The sequence below is a fragment of the Sphingomonas albertensis genome, from assembly GCF_014358075.1.
Classification (GTDB): Bacteria; Pseudomonadota; Alphaproteobacteria; order Sphingomonadales; family Sphingomonadaceae; genus Sphingomonas; species Sphingomonas albertensis.
This window is the reverse complement of sequence record NZ_JACONT010000004.1, coordinates 63,212-78,205: the sequence shown is the minus strand read 5'-3', so window position 1 is coordinate 78,205 and position 14,994 is coordinate 63,212. Positions and strand designations below refer to the sequence as shown.

General features: G+C 65.3%; 20 protein-coding genes. 15 read left to right on the top strand and 5 right to left on the bottom strand.

Features of this window, described 5'->3' with window-relative positions:
• Nucleotides 1-2 precede the first annotated feature (2 nt).
• Nucleotides 3-476 (top strand): methylated-DNA--[protein]-cysteine S-methyltransferase, encoded by a 474-nt coding sequence (locus H8S47_RS03240; RefSeq protein ID WP_187502487.1) that lies wholly within the window; start codon nt 3-5, stop codon nt 474-476.
• Complete coding sequence (locus tag H8S47_RS03235; RefSeq protein ID WP_187502486.1) at nt 473-1,174, top strand: dienelactone hydrolase family protein; 702 nt, start codon at nt 473-475, stop codon at nt 1,172-1,174. Before H8S47_RS03240 ends, H8S47_RS03235 begins: the two co-directional genes overlap by 4 nt.
• Nucleotides 1,175-1,445: 271 nt before the next feature.
• Here the strand turns inward: H8S47_RS03235 and H8S47_RS03230 are convergent, their stop codons facing one another.
• The 4 genes from H8S47_RS03230 to hemE all read right to left on the bottom strand — a co-directional run bounded on the left by H8S47_RS03230 (nt 1,446) and on the right by hemE (nt 5,443).
• Nucleotides 1,446-2,165: a TerC family protein gene (locus H8S47_RS03230; protein WP_187502552.1), complete on the bottom strand. Its 720-nt coding sequence runs from the start codon at nt 2,163-2,165 to the stop codon at nt 1,446-1,448.
• Between the two features lie 227 nt (nt 2,166-2,392).
• Nucleotides 2,393-3,649 (bottom strand): transcription termination factor Rho, encoded by a 1,257-nt coding sequence (gene rho / locus H8S47_RS03225; RefSeq protein WP_031395107.1) that lies wholly within the window; start codon nt 3,647-3,649, stop codon nt 2,393-2,395.
• A gap of 286 nt (nt 3,650-3,935) precedes the next feature.
• Nucleotides 3,936-4,397: a CopD family protein gene (locus tag H8S47_RS03220; protein ID WP_187502485.1), complete on the bottom strand. Its 462-nt coding sequence runs from the start codon at nt 4,395-4,397 to the stop codon at nt 3,936-3,938.
• Nucleotides 4,394-5,443, bottom strand: a complete 1,050-nt coding sequence (hemE, locus tag H8S47_RS03215) for a uroporphyrinogen decarboxylase (protein ID WP_187502551.1) — start codon at nt 5,441-5,443, stop codon at nt 4,394-4,396. Before hemE ends, H8S47_RS03220 begins: the two co-directional genes overlap by 4 nt.
• Before the next feature lie 328 nt (nt 5,444-5,771).
• Here hemE and H8S47_RS03210 point away from each other — a divergent pair, with 328 nt between their 5' ends.
• The 11 genes from H8S47_RS03210 to H8S47_RS03160 all read left to right on the top strand — a co-directional run bounded on the left by H8S47_RS03210 (nt 5,772) and on the right by H8S47_RS03160 (nt 13,099).
• The gene (locus tag H8S47_RS03210) at nt 5,772-6,605 is read left to right on the top strand and encodes a pyruvate, water dikinase regulatory protein (protein ID WP_187502484.1); all 834 of its coding nucleotides are present in this window, start codon (nt 5,772-5,774) and stop codon (nt 6,603-6,605) included.
• Nucleotides 6,602-7,192, top strand: a complete 591-nt coding sequence (locus H8S47_RS03205) for a Maf family protein (protein WP_187502483.1) — start codon at nt 6,602-6,604, stop codon at nt 7,190-7,192. Before H8S47_RS03210 ends, H8S47_RS03205 begins: the two co-directional genes overlap by 4 nt.
• A gap of 285 nt (nt 7,193-7,477) precedes the next feature.
• A complete protein-coding gene (locus H8S47_RS03200; RefSeq protein ID WP_187502482.1) occupies nt 7,478-8,290 on the top strand; it encodes a shikimate dehydrogenase family protein in 813 nt (270 codons plus the stop codon).
• Entirely contained in the window at nt 8,287-8,862 is a 576-nt protein-coding gene (gene coaE, locus H8S47_RS03195) for a dephospho-CoA kinase (protein WP_187502481.1), read from the top strand. The genes H8S47_RS03200 and coaE overlap by 4 nt, the downstream gene beginning before the upstream one ends.
• Before the next feature lie 15 nt (nt 8,863-8,877).
• Nucleotides 8,878-9,570, top strand: a complete 693-nt coding sequence (dnaQ, locus tag H8S47_RS03190) for a DNA polymerase III subunit epsilon (RefSeq protein WP_187502480.1) — start codon at nt 8,878-8,880, stop codon at nt 9,568-9,570.
• 61 nt (nt 9,571-9,631) lie between these two features.
• Nucleotides 9,632-10,243, top strand: coding sequence for a ribosome hibernation-promoting factor, HPF/YfiA family (hpf, locus tag H8S47_RS03185; RefSeq protein WP_187502479.1), 612 nt, complete (start codon nt 9,632-9,634; stop codon nt 10,241-10,243).
• Between the two features lie 102 nt (nt 10,244-10,345).
• Nucleotides 10,346-10,813, top strand: a complete 468-nt coding sequence (locus H8S47_RS03180) for a PTS sugar transporter subunit IIA (protein ID WP_187502478.1) — start codon at nt 10,346-10,348, stop codon at nt 10,811-10,813.
• Nucleotides 10,773-11,276: a PaaI family thioesterase gene (locus tag H8S47_RS03175; RefSeq protein WP_187502477.1), complete on the top strand. Its 504-nt coding sequence runs from the start codon at nt 10,773-10,775 to the stop codon at nt 11,274-11,276. The genes H8S47_RS03180 and H8S47_RS03175 overlap by 41 nt, the downstream gene beginning before the upstream one ends.
• Nucleotides 11,273-11,599: a DUF1491 family protein gene (locus H8S47_RS03170; protein WP_187502476.1), complete on the top strand. Its 327-nt coding sequence runs from the start codon at nt 11,273-11,275 to the stop codon at nt 11,597-11,599. The genes H8S47_RS03175 and H8S47_RS03170 overlap by 4 nt, the downstream gene beginning before the upstream one ends.
• 189 nt (nt 11,600-11,788) lie before the next feature.
• Nucleotides 11,789-12,418, top strand: a complete 630-nt coding sequence (locus H8S47_RS03165; RefSeq protein ID WP_235982574.1) for a cell wall hydrolase — start codon at nt 11,789-11,791, stop codon at nt 12,416-12,418.
• A gap of 171 nt (nt 12,419-12,589) precedes the next feature.
• On the top strand, nt 12,590-13,099 hold the full coding sequence (locus H8S47_RS03160; protein WP_187502474.1) for an MmcB family DNA repair protein: 510 nt from the start codon (nt 12,590-12,592) through the stop codon (nt 13,097-13,099).
• A gap of 174 nt (nt 13,100-13,273) precedes the next feature.
• On the opposite strand, the gene H8S47_RS03155 is transcribed toward H8S47_RS03160, so the two are convergent.
• A complete protein-coding gene (locus H8S47_RS03155) occupies nt 13,274-13,879 on the bottom strand; it encodes an ankyrin repeat domain-containing protein (protein ID WP_235982573.1) in 606 nt (201 codons plus the stop codon).
• 78 nt (nt 13,880-13,957) lie between these two features.
• Between H8S47_RS03155 and H8S47_RS03150 the strand changes: the two genes are divergently transcribed.
• Nucleotides 13,958-14,551, top strand: coding sequence for an SCO family protein (locus tag H8S47_RS03150; RefSeq protein ID WP_187502549.1), 594 nt, complete (start codon nt 13,958-13,960; stop codon nt 14,549-14,551).
• Complete coding sequence (locus H8S47_RS03145) at nt 14,548-14,982, top strand: YcgN family cysteine cluster protein (protein ID WP_398457037.1); 435 nt, start codon at nt 14,548-14,550, stop codon at nt 14,980-14,982. The genes H8S47_RS03150 and H8S47_RS03145 overlap by 4 nt, the downstream gene beginning before the upstream one ends.
• Nucleotides 14,983-14,994 lie beyond the last annotated feature (12 nt).

The following is a 14,994-nucleotide window of genomic DNA, read 5'->3' as shown; positions in this document are numbered from 1 at the left end:
GAATGTATGCGCGCGATGCAGCCTCGATCGCAACGCCAATCGGATTGGTCCGCGTGACCGGTACCGAGGACCGGATCGATGCGATCGAGATCCTCGCGTCGGGCGATGCGGTGGCGAGCGATGCACCGGCGATCCGGGATGCCATCCGACAGCTCGAAGCGTATTTCGCGGGGCGACTGACGGCGTTCGATTTGCCGCTAGCCCCCTCGCCGACCGAGCGCGGCGCGGTCCTGCGGGAGGGAATCGTCGACATCGCGTACGGCGAGACCGCGAGTTACGGCGCGCTCGCGAAAGCGATCGGGTCGAGCCCGCGCGCGATCGGTCAGGCGTGCGCGCGCAATCCATTTCCGATCGTCGTCCCTTGCCACCGGATCCTTGGAGCCGGCGGGGCGCTCGGTGCGTATTCCGCGGGCAACGGCCCGATCACCAAATCCAGGCTGCTCGATCACGAGCGGCCGCAAGGAGGATTGCTATGACGAACACGACCACCATCGCGACGCTTGACGGCTCCGGCGATTTCCATGCCTACCGTGCCGCCCCCGCCGGCACGCCGAAAGCGGCGATCATCGTGATCCAGGAGATCTTCGGCGTGAATGCCGGGATCCGTCGCAAGTGCGATACGCTCGCCGAGGCCGGCTATCTGGCGATCGCACCCGACCTGTTCTGGCGGCTGGAGCGCGGCATCGAGCTCGATCCGGATATCAAGCCCGAGTTCGATCGCGCGCTCGAGCTAATGGGGCAGTTCGATCAGGATAAGGGCGTGGCAGATATCGAGGCCACGATCCGCGCGGCGCGGGCCGAGCTCGGCGATAGCAGCAAGGTCGGCGTGGTCGGCTACTGCCTCGGCGGGCGGCTCGCATTCATGACCGCGGCGCGGACCGACGTCGATGCGAGCGTCGGCTATTACGGCGTCGGGATCGACGGGCTGCTCGGCGAGAAGCACGCGATCGCACACCCGGTGCTGTTGCACGTGCCGGAGGAGGATCACTTCGTCGACAAGGCTGCGCAGGCGGCGATGCATGCCGGGCTCGACGATCACCCGAAGGTGACGATCTACGATTATGCGGGCGAAGACCACGGCTTCGCGACCGAGTTCGGCGAGCGGCGGTCGGATGCCGCGGCGAAGCTCGCGGACGAGCGGACGGCGAAGTTCTTTGCAGAGAATCTGGGCTAAAGCCCATCCCGTCACCAAGAATGTGTTCGGTGCTCATACCCCATGGGACACGTACCAGTCAGCAGTCGTACGGTGCCATGCCTTCCCTTGTTCTCCCGCGAAGGCGGGAGCCCAGTCTGGGTCCCCGCCTTCGCGGGGAAACAAGTCTTACTTGCTCGAGAGGGATAGTCGCTGACGTGTTCCGGGGTGACTGGGGCGCCGACGGCGAACAAGAAAAAGGCCTCACCGGACGATCCCGGCGAGGCCTTTTCTTATCCCAACCGCAACGCGATCAGCGCAGCAGCGAGATGATTCCGAGCGTCTCGCCGGTGCCGACCCAGCCCTCGTAGATCATCTTCACCGCGACCACGAGGATCACCGCGAGACCTATATACGCGATCCAGCGATACTTGTTGATGATACGCGCGATATAGTTCGCGGCGAGGCCCATCATCGCGACCGACAACAGCAGGCCGATGACGAGGATCCCGGGATGCTCGCGCGCCGCGCCGGCGACCGCCAAGACGTTGTCCAGGCTCATCGAGACGTCGGCAACGGCAACCGCCCAGGCTGCGCTCGCGAAACCCTTCGAGGACCGGAGCCCCGAGCGTTCGTCGCCCTCGATTTCCTCGGACCCTGCATTCTGCGCGCCCTCGCGGATTTCGCGCCAGAACTTCCAGCAGACCCACAGCAGCAGCAGGCCACCCGCGAAGATCAGCCCGACGATGCCCATCAGCCACGTCACGATCAGCGCGAAGAAGATGCGCAGCACGAGCGCCGCGCCGATGCCGATCAGGATGACCTTCTTGCGCTGGTCGGCGGGAAGTCCTGCGGCGAGTGCGCCGACAACGATCGCGTTGTCGCCGGCAAGGACGAGGTCGATCATCAGGACCGAGCCGAACGCGGCGAGGGCCTTCGGATCACCGAGGTTGGAGAAGTCGGCGACGACGTGATGCCAGATGTCCAGCGGCGAGCCGGGTCCGGCGGCTCCCGATGCGGCGGCGGCCAGCATGGCGATGATACTCAAGGTTTCGGCTCCCGGTGACGTGGGTCACCAGCGACTAGCGGTGGTGACGGTTATGGGGGTTTAATAGCAAAGCGGCACGCGAAAGCTATGCTCTCGCGTGCCGCTGTTGGATCTCTGGTCAGCCGCGGCGAAGCCGCGTCGTCGGTCGGGGCCCTGCCCCGCCGGCCGAACCGGTGCGAGTCCTGCTGCAGCTTGCAGCAGGCCGCATCCGCTTACTGATTCATGCTGTCGAAGAAATTCTCGTTGGTCTTCGAATCCTTCATCTTGTCGAGCAGGAACTCCATCGCGTCGATCGTGCCCATCTGCATCAGGATGCGGCGCAGGACCCACATCTTGCTGAGCTTGGCCTTGTCGACCAGCAGCTCTTCCTTGCGCGTGCCCGACTTGCCGACGTCGAGCGCCGGGAAGATGCGCTTGTCCGCGACCTTGCGATCCAGCACGATTTCCGAGTTGCCGGTGCCCTTGAACTCCTCAAAGATCACCTCGTCCATGCGGCTGCCCGTGTCGATCAGCGCGGTGGCGATGATCGACAGCGAACCGCCCTCCTCGATGTTGCGCGCGGCACCGAAGAAGCGCTTGGGACGCTGCAGCGCGTTCGCATCGACACCGCCGGTCAGGACCTTGCCCGACGACGGTACGACGGTGTTGTAGGCACGACCGAGACGCGTGATCGAGTCGAGCAGGATCACCACGTCCTTCTTGTGCTCGACCAGGCGCTTGGCCTTTTCGATCACCATTTCGGCGACTTGCACGTGGCGCTGCGCGGGTTCGTCGAAGGTCGAGCTGACCACCTCGCCCTTCACGCTGCGCTGCATGTCGGTGACTTCCTCGGGGCGCTCGTCGATCAGCAGGACGATCAGGAACACCTCGGGATGGTTGTCGGTGATCGCCTTGGCCATGTTCTGCAACATGACGGTCTTGCCGACGCGTGGCGGTGCGACGATCAGCGTGCGCTGGCCCTTGCCCTGCGGCGAGACGATGTCGATCACGCGCGCCGACTTGTCCTTGACGGTCGGGTCGGCGGGATCGAGCGTCAGCTTGCTCTCAGGATACAGCGGCGTGAGGTTGTCGAAATTGACGCGGTGGCGGACGACGTCGGGGTCGTCGAAATTGACGGCCGTGAGCTTCACCAGCGAAAAATAGCGTTCGCCATCCTTCGGCCCACGGATCTCGCCCTCGACCGTGTCACCGGTGCGCAGCCCGAACTTCCGGACCTGGTTCGGCGAGATGTAGATGTCGTCGGGACCGGCCAGATAGTTCGACTCCGGCGAGCGCAGGAAGCCGAAGCCGTCGGGCAGCACTTCGATCGTGCCGAGCCCCATGATCTGGTCGCCATTGTCCGCCTGCACCTTCAGGATCGCGAACAGCAGGTCCTGCTTGCGCAGCGTCGAGGCGCTCTCGACCCCCAGTTCCTCGGCCAGCTGGACCAGCTCGGCGGGTTTCTTCTTCTTCAGGTCTTTGAGATGCATGGGGATTTCCGGATAGCAATCAACGGGAGAACGCTCGGTCGGCGGTGCGCTTGGGAAGCGGAACTGGGCGAGACGAGTCTGCTGGAACCCACGACCGGGCAGGACGCCAGGAGGCCGTGTTGGGAGAAGGGGTTAGAATTGGGGGGCGGGTTAGTCAAGCGGGCCTTTCCGCCCCTCCCCGGGAAGGCAGGGGTTGGGGGTGGGTCGGTTTCCGCTTGGTCGAACCGTTGGGGCTCGAGCGGGCCTACCCACCCCCGGCCCCTCCCTTCCAGGAAGGGGGGAAAATTCAGAACGGCTTTACGATCGCGAGCACGACGATCAGCGTCACCGCCAGCGCGGGGACCTCGTTCAGCATACGCAACTGCTTGCCCGTCAGCGTCGGCTTCCCCGCGGCGAGCTTCTTCGCATAGCCGACCGTCCAGCCGTGATAGCCCGTCAGCAGGAACACCAGCAGCAGCTTGAGGTGCAGCCACCCCAACCCCGGCGCGCCATCCGCAAGCCCCAGGTTGAGCGCCAGCGCGATGCCCAGCACCCAGACGACGATCATCGCCGGCGTCAGGATGATGTGGCGGATCTTGCTCTCGCGCTCGACCCAGCTCGCCGCCTCGCCCGCGTTGCCGGCCGCCAGCGCCTCCTGATGATACACCAGATAGCGCGGCAGCATGAACAGCCCCGCCATCCAGAAGATCACGAAGATCAGATGCGCGGCCTTTACCCAATCATAGGCGAGCCCAAGAAAACCGCTCATGTCGTGCTCCTTACGCGGGCGATCAGCTGCTCGACATGCGCGATGGGCGTGTCGGGCAGGATGCCGTGGCCGAGATTGAAGACATGGGGACGGTTCGTGAACGCCGCCAGTATCCGGTCGATCGCCACGTCGAGATCCGCACCGCCGGCGATCAGCGCCAGTGGATCGAGATTGCCCTGCACCGGCATGTCCGCAGGCAACGACGCGTGTGCCCAGACCGGATCGACCGTCTCGTCCAGCCCGATCGCATCGACGCCCGTCTCGCGCGCATACGCCGGGAGCTTGCCCCCTGCCCCCTTCGGAAAGCCGATGATCGGCACGCCGGGGCAGCGCGCGTGGAGCCGCTCGACGATCGACGCGGTCGGCGCGATCACCCATCGCTCGAACTGCGCAGGTGAGAGCGAGCCAGACCAACTATCGAACAGCTGCACCACGTCGACGCCCGCCTCCACCTGCCGCGCGAGATATTCGACGGTGTTGTCGGCGATCGCATCGATGATCGCACCGAAGGCCTCCGGGTCGCGATAGGCGAAACGGCGGGTCTCCGACTGATCCTTGCTCCCCTTCCCCGCCACCATATACGTCGCGACCGTCCAGGGAGACCCCGCAAAGCCCAGGAACGTCGTCTCGGGTGGCAATGCCGCCGCGACCTTCGCGACGGTGCCGTAGACCGGCTCCAGCCGTCCCATGACCGGCTGCAACCGATCGAGCGCATGATCGACCAGCGCCGGCTCGAGCCGAGGCCCCTCGCCAACCCCAAAGCTCAGATCCTGCCCGAGCGCCCATGGGATCATCAGGATGTCCGAGAACAGGATCGATCCGTCGAACGCGAACCGGCGGATCGGCTGGAGCGTGACTTCGGCCGCCGCGTCCGGATCGGTCGCGAGCGCGAGGAACCCGCCCTTCTCCGCGCGGAGTTCACGATACTCGGGGAGATACCGCCCCGCCTGCCGCATGAGCCAAAGCGGCGGGACCGCTTGGCGCTCACCACGAAGGGTCGCCAGCAACGGCTTTAAGGACGGCGAACGGGAGGTCGGATCGGTCAGCGGAGCACCCTTCTTCTACTATAAGAAGATTCTAGAAATAGGTTGTTGCAGTGGTTGGGCGGTTGAACCCGGGACTTATGCGGTGATCCCCGAATTGCCAACAGCTTGACCCTGTCGCACCGCCACAAACGCGCTGATTCGATTCAAGTCTCCCCGTTACCCACAGCCTGTGGATAAAATCACCGGCTGTGCGCGAGCATGTGGATAGAATCGCTGTTATCCACGGCACACCCGTCGCTTGGCGAGGCGGACGAGTTACGCTAGCCGTTCTCCCCATGTTATCCACAGATTCACGCCCACGGACCCGCCCGCTGGGGATAAAACGCCGATGATGCGGCTCCACCTTCATTTGCTGTCGGATTCGACCGGCGAGACGCTGGAGAACATCGCGAAGGCGGCGCTGGCGCAATATGACGACGTCGAGACGGTCCGCCATTTCTGGCCGATGGTCCGGACCGAGGCGCATCTCGAACGCATCCTCCAGGAGATCGCGCAGAATCCGGGACTAGTGATCTTCACGCTGGTGAACCCCTCGACACGGCGGATTCTGGAGCAACGGTGCTTGGCGTTGGGGCTGCCAGCCGTGGCGCCGCTCGATCCTGTAAATGACGCCTTGTCAGGCTTGCTGGGGCAGCAGGCCAAGGCGCGGCCCGGTCGTCAACACGTGCTCGACGCCGCCTATTTCGCGCGCGTCGATGCGATCCAGTGGACGATCGCGCACGACGACGGGATCGCGTGGGAGGAATGGGAGGAGGCGGATATCGTCCTGGCGGGCGTGTCGCGCTCGTCGAAAACGCCGACCTCGATCTATCTCGCCAACCGTGGCTACAAGACCGCGAACATTCCGATCGTGGTCGAGAGCCCCCCGCCGAAGATCCTCTATGGCCTGAAGAACCCGCTGATTGTCGGGCTTACGACCAGCGCCGACCGGCTGATCCAGGTGCGGCGCAACCGGTTGCTGTCGCTCAACCAGCAGCCGGATACGTCCTATGTCGAGGAGGAGGCGGTGATGCGCGAACTCGCGTTTGCGCGGCGGATGTTCGCCGACAATGGCTGGCCGGTGATCGACGTGACGCGGCGCTCGATCGAGGAAACCGCGGCGGCGATCATTGCCTTGTGTAACCAGCGGCGGAGCGACGACGTCGCGAAGGTCGAGGCATGAGCCTGATCCTAGCCTCGCAAAGCGCGTCGCGTCGTGCGATGCTGACGGCGGCGGGCGTGCCGTTCGAGGCGACGTTTGCGGGGGTCGATGAGGATGCGGCGAAGGCTGCGTTGCGCGATCTGTCGCCGCGCGATCTCGCCGATGCGCTGGCGGAGTTGAAGGCGTTGAAGGTGTCGGCGCGGATGCCGGGCTATCTCGTTCTCGGCAGCGACTCGCTGGTCGCGCTGGAGGACGGTACGATCCTCGACAAGCCAGTCGACCGGGCCGATGCGGCGGCGCATCTCCGGCTGATGTCCGGCAAACGGCACGACCTCTGGAGCGCTGCAGTGATCGCCGAGAACGGCCAGGCGATCTGGCGGCACGTCGAGCGCGCGAAGATGCACGTCCGCCCGTTGTCGGAGGCGTTTATCGAAACGTATCTCGATGCGGAATGGCCGGCGATTGCCGGCTGCGTCGGATGTTACCGGATCGAAGGCCCGGGCGCACAGCTGTTCGCCAAGATCGAGGGCAGCCAGTTCACCGTGCTCGGCATGCCGCTGCTCAACGTTCTCGATTTCCTCCGCGTACGTGGTGAGCTGCCGGCGTAACCTCCCCCTTCCGTCATGCCGGGCTCGTTCCGGCATCCACGGCTCCACAAAATCGAGAGATGTGAGTTCGCGGCACGGTGGACTCCGGAACAAGTCCGGGGTGACGGAGTGGTTTGTAGCCCCGCCCGCACCCCCGTCCGTCACCTCAGCGGACGCTGGGTATCTCCCGAGGCAGACAACGCCCGCCAAACGGGGAGATCCCAGCTTTCGCTGGGATGACGGGAAGAGCGTGGTGTGCCTATTTATGCAAATGCATCGACTAAACCGAGTTCACCGGAGCCTCTAATGACCCGCCCTTACGCAGAAGTGATCGGCGATCCGATCGCCCAGTCCAAGTCCCCGCTGATCCACGGCTTCTGGCTCGACGCGCTCGGGATCGATGCGGAATATCGCCACGAGCACGTCACCGCGGACGCGCTCCCCACATACTTCGCTGAGCGGAAAGCCGACCCAGCCTGGCGCGGGTGCAACATCACGATGCCACACAAGCTCGCCGCGCTCGACCACGTTTCCGACCCCGGCAATGTCCGCGGGACGATCGGCGCGATCAACACCGTGTTCCGCAACCAGGCGGGTGACTGCATCGGCACCAACACCGATGCCGCCGGATTCTGGGCGCCGATCGACGATCTCGATATCGCCGGCCAGCCCGTCACGGTGATCGGCGCCGGCGGCGCAGCCCGCGCGATCCTGTTCGCGCTGTCGCGGATGGGCGTCGGGCCGGTGACCATCCTCAACCGCAATCCGATCAAGGGTGCAGCGTTGCTGTCGGCGTTCGGGCTCAAGGGTCAGGCACTGCCGATCGGCCCCGCCGCCCCGCCCTCGCGCTTGCTCGTCAACGCCAGCGTGCTGGGCATGACCGGTCAGCCGCCGCTCGATATCGACCTCGGCGCGCTCGACCCGGACTCGCTGGTCTACGACATCGTCTACTCGCCGCTCGAAACGGGTCTGCTGAAAACGGCCCGTGCGCGGGATCTCGAAACCGTCGACGGCCTTGAAATGCTGATTGGCCAGGCGGCCGTCGCATTCGAGATATTGTTCCACGTGGAACCACCGCGCGATTGCGACGAGGACCTCCGGGCATTGTTGGTCAAATGATCATCGGGCTGACCGGCTCGATCGGCATGGGCAAGTCGACCGTCGCTGCGATGTTCGCCGACGAGGGAGTGCCCGTATTCGACGCCGACGCGACCGTTCATCGGTTGCAGAGCGCCGGCGGTCGGCTGGTCCCCGCGATCGAAGCCGCCTTCCCGGGGACGACCGCGAACGGCGCAGTCGACCGTGCCAAACTCGGCGCGGCGGTGTTCGGCAACGACGCCGCGATCAAGCGACTCGAGGCGATCGTCCACCCGGCGGTCGGCGAAGAGCGCGCCGCCTTTCTCGCGGAGCACGCCGGCAAGCGAGTCGTGTTCGACGTCCCTCTCCTGTTCGAGACCGGCGGTGACCAAAGGGTCGACTCGATTGTCGTCGTCTCCGCGGCGCCGGACGTGCAGCGCGCACGCGTGCTCGCCCGCTCCGGCATGACCCCGGAGAAGTTCGCCGCGATCCTCGCGCGCCAGACCCCCGACGCCGAAAAACGCGCCCGCGCGCACCATGTCATCCGCACCGATACGAGCATCGACGAGACACGCGCGCAAGTCCGGGCAGTGCTTGCATCCTTGGAAATCTGAGCCGATACCATATCGATGCGCGAGATCGTCTTCGATACCGAAACCACCGGCCTCAGTTTTTCCGGGGGCGACCGCATGGTCGAAATCGGCTGCGTCGAGATGGTCAACCGGGTCGAGACGGGCCGCACCTTCCACGCGTATTATCATCCCGATCGCGACATGCCGGTCGAGGCGTTCAACGTCCACGGGCTGAGCGCACAATTTCTGTCCGACAAGCCGAGGTTCGCCGATGCGGTCGAGGATCTGCTAGAGTTCGTCGGCGATGCACCGATGGTTGCGCACAATGCGGGCTTCGACTTCTCGTTCCTCAACGGCGAGTTGACCAAATGCGGCCGTCAGATCATCCACATGAAGCGGATGATCGACACGCTGCAGATCGCGCGCAGCCGTCATCCCGGTGCCAAGCATTCGCTCGACGCGCTGTGTTCGCGCTTCGGAATCGATCGCAGCCACCGCGTGCTGCACGGCGCGCTGCTCGATGCGCAGCTGCTGGCGCAGGTCTATGTCGAGCTGATGGGCGGTCGCCAGATCGGCCTCGGCCTGCTCAGCGACACCGGCCCCGGCGCGTCGACTCCGATCGTCGCACTGGCGCCTCGGGTCGTTCGTCCGCCACGCATTTTCGCAGTGAGCGAGGGAGACCTTGCGGCGCATGCGGCGTTTATGAAGGGGATCAAGGATCCGATTTGGGGGGCCGTGGCGTCCGGATGACGCTGGCAGGGTGGAGCCAACAGGACCACCCGAACTACGTAACGCCGACAAGGAGACGATAATGGATATCCGGATTTCTGGTCACCAGGTTGACACTGGCGAAGCACTGAACAGCCATGTGGAAGACCGACTCCAGGGTATCGCCGACAAGTATTTTTCCCGCGCCATCTCGGCCGAGGTCACGTTCGGCAAGGGACCGCACGATGCCGGCTTCAAGTGCGATATCGTCGCGCACGTGATGAAGGGCTTGGTGCTCAAGGGGCATTCGGACGCCTATGACGCGCGTGCGGCCTTCGATGGCGCAGCGGCCAAGATCGAAACCCAGCTCCGCCGCTACATGCGTCGCCTGAAGGACCGCCATGCCGGCGAAGCGGTCGCGATGGCCGAGAGCAACGGCTATGACAATGCCGGCTACACGCTGTTCCAGGAGAGCGTCGAGGAGGACGATGTCGCGGACGCACCGCTGATCATCGCCGAAACGCGCGTCGACATTCCCGAGGCCAGCGTGTCCGACGCGGTGATGATGCTCGATCTGCGCAACACCGCGGCATTGCTGTTCAAGAATGCGGGCACCGGCGCGCACAACATGGTCTACAAGCGCGGCGACGGCACGATCGGTTGGGTCGAGCCACAGCGGGCCGCTTCGACTGGGGCGGCCTCCCCTCCCCAGTAAAAGAAGGGTCCATAAGGACGCGGGTCTGATGGCCGCGCCTTTACGCCCCCGCGCAACCCGCTAAGGCGGACGCGCGCGGGGGCGCTTGAGACATTGAACACAATGACCGATTTCAGCGATATGCTGCGTCCCGACGCAGTACAGACGGGCGTGATCGCCACCAACAAGAAGGCGGTGTTCCAGCATATCGCGACGATAGCGGCCGAAATCGTCGATACGGATGCAAAGACGATCGCCGAGCGACTGACGGCGCGCGAAAAGCTTGGTTCGACCGGGTTCGGCGGCGGTGTCGCGATCCCGCATGCCAAGCTCGAGGGGCTCGCGCAGGTCACCGGCGTGTTCGTGCGGTTGGCGCAGGCGGTCGATTTCCAGGCGGTCGATGATCTGCCGGTCGACCTCGTCTTCATGTTGCTGTCGCCGACCGACGCGGGGGCGGTGCATCTAAAGGCGCTCGCCCGCGTCTCGCGGCGGTTGCGCGACAAGGCGTTTCTGGAGAAACTGCGCGGCGCCGGTTCGCCCGATGCGCTCTATGCGCTGTTCACCGCCGACGAGGTGCGCGATGCAGCCTGAGTCTTCCTCTAACACCGCGGGCGCGGAGGCGCATTTCCGTGCGCTGGAGTCGCTGTATGCGCAGGCGCCGATCAATCGGTTCTTCGAATCGTCGCTGGAAATCCCGGAGGCCGGGGTCGCGCGGATCCATTTCACGATCGACGAGCGGCATTATCACGCCGGCGGCGCCGCGCACGGTACGAGCTATTTCAAGATGCTCGACGATGCCGCGTTCTATGCGTCGAACAGCCTCGTCACCGATCGCTTCCTGCTGACGACCGCGTTCAACCTGCTGCTCACCCGCCCGCTCAAAGTAGGCCCGGTGATCGCCGAGGGTCGCTGGATCAGCGGCAAGCGACGCGTGTTCGTCGCCGACGCCCGGCTGATCGATGCGGACGGCGAAGAAGCCGCGCGGGGCACCGGCACGTTCATGCGCTCGCGGATCGCGCTGGCCGGGCTGCCTGGATACCGCGCGCCGGCATGAGCGGTCGGCTCCCCAGCGGCGTGCTCGTCAGCGCCCTTCTCCGCCGGGTCAACGACGCGGGTGGCTTCGGCGCGGTGATGGCGAAAGGCGATGCACAGGGCGGCGCGATCCTCGTCATCGCGATCGACAAAGGGGCTCCTCCCCGGCTGCTGGAGCGTGGAATCGGACCAGACGGACGGACCGCCTTGATCGACTCGACCCCTGCCGAAGACCTCGACGGCTATTGGCGGCGCAGGCGCGCGCGCGACCCGGATTTGTGGGTCGTCGAGGTGGACATCGCAGCGGCGGAACGGTTCGCCGCTGAAACGATCCTCGACGATTGACTCGAAAGCCCCCCCAATAGAGGGGGATTGCAACATTGATTGGCGTTGTGCTGGGACGGGTGCGATCCGGATCAGTTACGCAGTCGGGGAGATGCCTGGACGGTCGGCTCGTACGATCGACTCCACGGTCTCACCGCATCTGAATAAGCTTGAATGACCATTCTTCAGCGGGCTGCGACGATCGCGGCCATGACTTTCTCTCTCGCCGGCCTGCTCGGCAACAGCGCACCCGGCCATGCGACCGGTATCGATCGTACCACGGTCAGCCTGACCGCTCTCGCAAATCTAAACGCCCTCTCCCCGCAGAATGTTCCGCAGGTCGCTCCCGCCGCAACGCCCGTTGCCGCCGTTGAGAAGACCGCAATCGAGAAGACTGCCCCTGAGCAGCTCGCTCCTGCCGAGGAAGAAGAATTCGACACGCTTGCCCAGGCCGTTGCCGCGCAGGATAGCGCCGCCGCCGACGACGCGCTCCAGTGCCTTGCCGGCGCGATCTATTTCGAGTCCAAGGGCGAGCCGCTGACCGGCCAGCTCGCGGTTGCCGAAGTCATCATCAATCGCGCCAAGTCGGGTCGTTTCCCCGCCGACGTCTGCGCCGTCGTCAAGCAGCGCGGCCAGTTCAGCTTCGTCCGCGGTGGCCAGATCCCGACCATCACCAAGGGTGCCTCGTATCGCACCGCGGTCGCCGTCGCCAAAGTCGCTCTTGCGAGTGCCTGGAACAGCCCGGCCGACAAGGCGCTCTACTTCAACACCCCCGATCGCCGCCCTTCGGTTCGCGCGATCAAGGTCGCCTCGATCGGCAACCACGTCTTCTATCGCTGATACGACCCCGGCCCGTTCGGGCTGAGCGAAGTCGAAGCACCTTTACTCGGGGCACACCCTTCGACTTCGCTCAGGGCGAACGGGTAAGGGGCGAGCGCACAATCCTTTGAGAACACGATCACAATCCGTGAATGAGCTTGCCTCGTTCGCGGATTGTTCTATTTCCGGGGCATGCTCGACATGCCGCCGGACTCCTGCATCGACAAACCCGGATCCCCCCAGGACTCGACCCTCTGCGCCGCCGACGTGGCGCGCGGGGTCATCCGGATGTTGCTGCGGCACGATCTCACCGCGATGACCGAAGTGCCGCTCGACGGCGGCCGCCGGGCCGATCTGATGGCGGTGGATGCGCGCGGTCAGATCGTCATCGTCGAGATCAAGGTGTCACGCGCCGACCTGCTCGGCGACGGGAAGTGGCCGGATTATCTCGGGCATTGCGACCGGTATTTCTGGGCGGTGCCCGCGGGGTTCGACGTCGGGCCGTTGCAGGGGCCTGCGTTCCTGCCCGAGCGGACCGGGATCATCGTCGCGGATCGCTACGACGCGGCGATCGTGCGGGAGGCGCATACCACCCCCCTGCCCGCCCATGCCCGCAAACGCTGCACGCTGGCGTTCGCCAGGCGGGCCGCGCGCCGGTTGATCGCGCAGATGGACCCGGATGCTGATGGTTTGGCGTTTTAGAGGGGAACGCGTCACGTCTTCTTCCCCCTCCCTGAAAGGGAGGGTCGGGGGTGGGTCGGTTTCCGTACCCGTGCAACGGTTGCGTCACGAGCCGGCCGACCCACCCCCAGCCCCTCCCTTCCAGGGAGGGGAGCGCGTCGTGGTCTCGGCGACCTCAGCGACCGCCGCTCAAACTCAGAACTTCGGCCCAGATACCGCTTTCCGCACCTTCTTCGGCGCATCCGCCAGCAGCTTCGACACGACCGGGTTACGCCCATCCTGCTTGGCATAGTCGCGCGCCGACATGCCGGCGATGATGTCCGCCTGGTCGGGATCGGCGTTCTCGTTCAGCAGCACGCGGATCATCCCCACGTCGCGGCGCTGGACAGCGCGGATCAGCGGCGTTTCGCCGGCCGAGTTGCCGAGGTTCGGGTTCGCCCCCGCCGCAGTCAGGATCGGGATCATGCCCGTCTGCCCGAGCGTCACCGCGAGCAGCAGCGGCGTGTTGCCCTTGCCGTCGCGCAGGTTCGCGTCGGCGCCCTTTTGCAGCAGGAAGCGCAGATACACCTCGTCGCCGCGCTTGATGACGATGTGGAGCGCGCCCTCCCCGTTCGTCACGTCGCGCGTATTGATGATGCTGCTGCCCGGGCGGCCGAGCATCTCGAGCACCTCGTTGTTCTTGGCGTCGCGCACCGCGGACAGGAACTTGTACCCCTCCGACTGGCCCTGCGCGAAGGCGGGCGCCGCCATACCGAGCGCGGGCGTGAGAAGGGCGGTGGCGAGCATCAGGCGAATACGCATCGAGAGACTTCCTTGGTTCGTCCTGGATATTGGCGACGCTTGCGCCGCAGTAGCGAACAGATCAAGGCTGGCGGCATCATGACCCTTCGTTTCATCCTTTGTTCGCTCGCCCTGCCCGCCCTGGCGTTGGCGGCCTGCAACTCGTCCCAGCCCGCCGCCAAACCGCCGCTCGAAGGCGCCCGGATCGGCGGTCCCTTCGCGTTGACCGACCAGAACGGGCAGGCCGTCACCGAGCGCAACTTCGCGGGCAAATACCGGATCATGTATTTCGGCTACACCTTCTGTCCCGATGTGTGTCCGACGGATGTCCAGGCGATCGGTGCCGCGGTGAAAAAGCTCGAGGCGAGCGACCCCGCGATCGCCGCGAAGATCGTGCCGGTGTTCGTGACGGTCGATCCGGCGCGCGATACCCCCGCGGAGCTCAAGGAGTTCGTCTCCGCGTTCCACCCGCGGATGGTCGGCCTGACCGGCAGTCCGCAAGCGATCGACCGGATCAAGACAGAATATGCGGTGTATTCGAGCAAGGGCGACCCCTCCCCCGGCGGCGGCTACCTCGTAAACCACAGCCGCCAGGCCTATCTGATGGACCCGGACGGCAAGCCGATCGCTTTGCTGCCGCAGGAACAAGGGCCCGACGCGGTGGCGACAGAGATCAAGCGCTGGGTATCGTGAGCGCGCGCTTCTGGGAAGATACGCCGATCGAGCAACTCGACCGCGGCCAATGGGAAGCCTTGTGCGACGGCTGTGGCAAATGCTGCATCCACAAGCTCGAGGACGAGGAGACCGGCGAGCTCGTCGCGACCAACGTCTCGTGCCGCCTGCTCGACCGGCGCAGCGGACAATGCTCCGATTACCGCCATCGCCACGCCTATGTGCCCGAATGCGTGCGGCTGACGACCGGCAATGTCCACGGGATCGACTGGCTGCCCTCGACCTGCGCCTACCGCCTGCGTGCGGCCGGCGAGCAACTCCCCGAGTGGCATTACCTCGTCTGCGGCGATCGCGAGGCCGTCCACCGCGCCAAGCAATCTGTGCGCGGCTGGACCGTCAGCGAGGACGAGGCGGGTGAGCTGGAATATCACGTGATCGACCGCGAACTGTGAGCCGGTGATCGC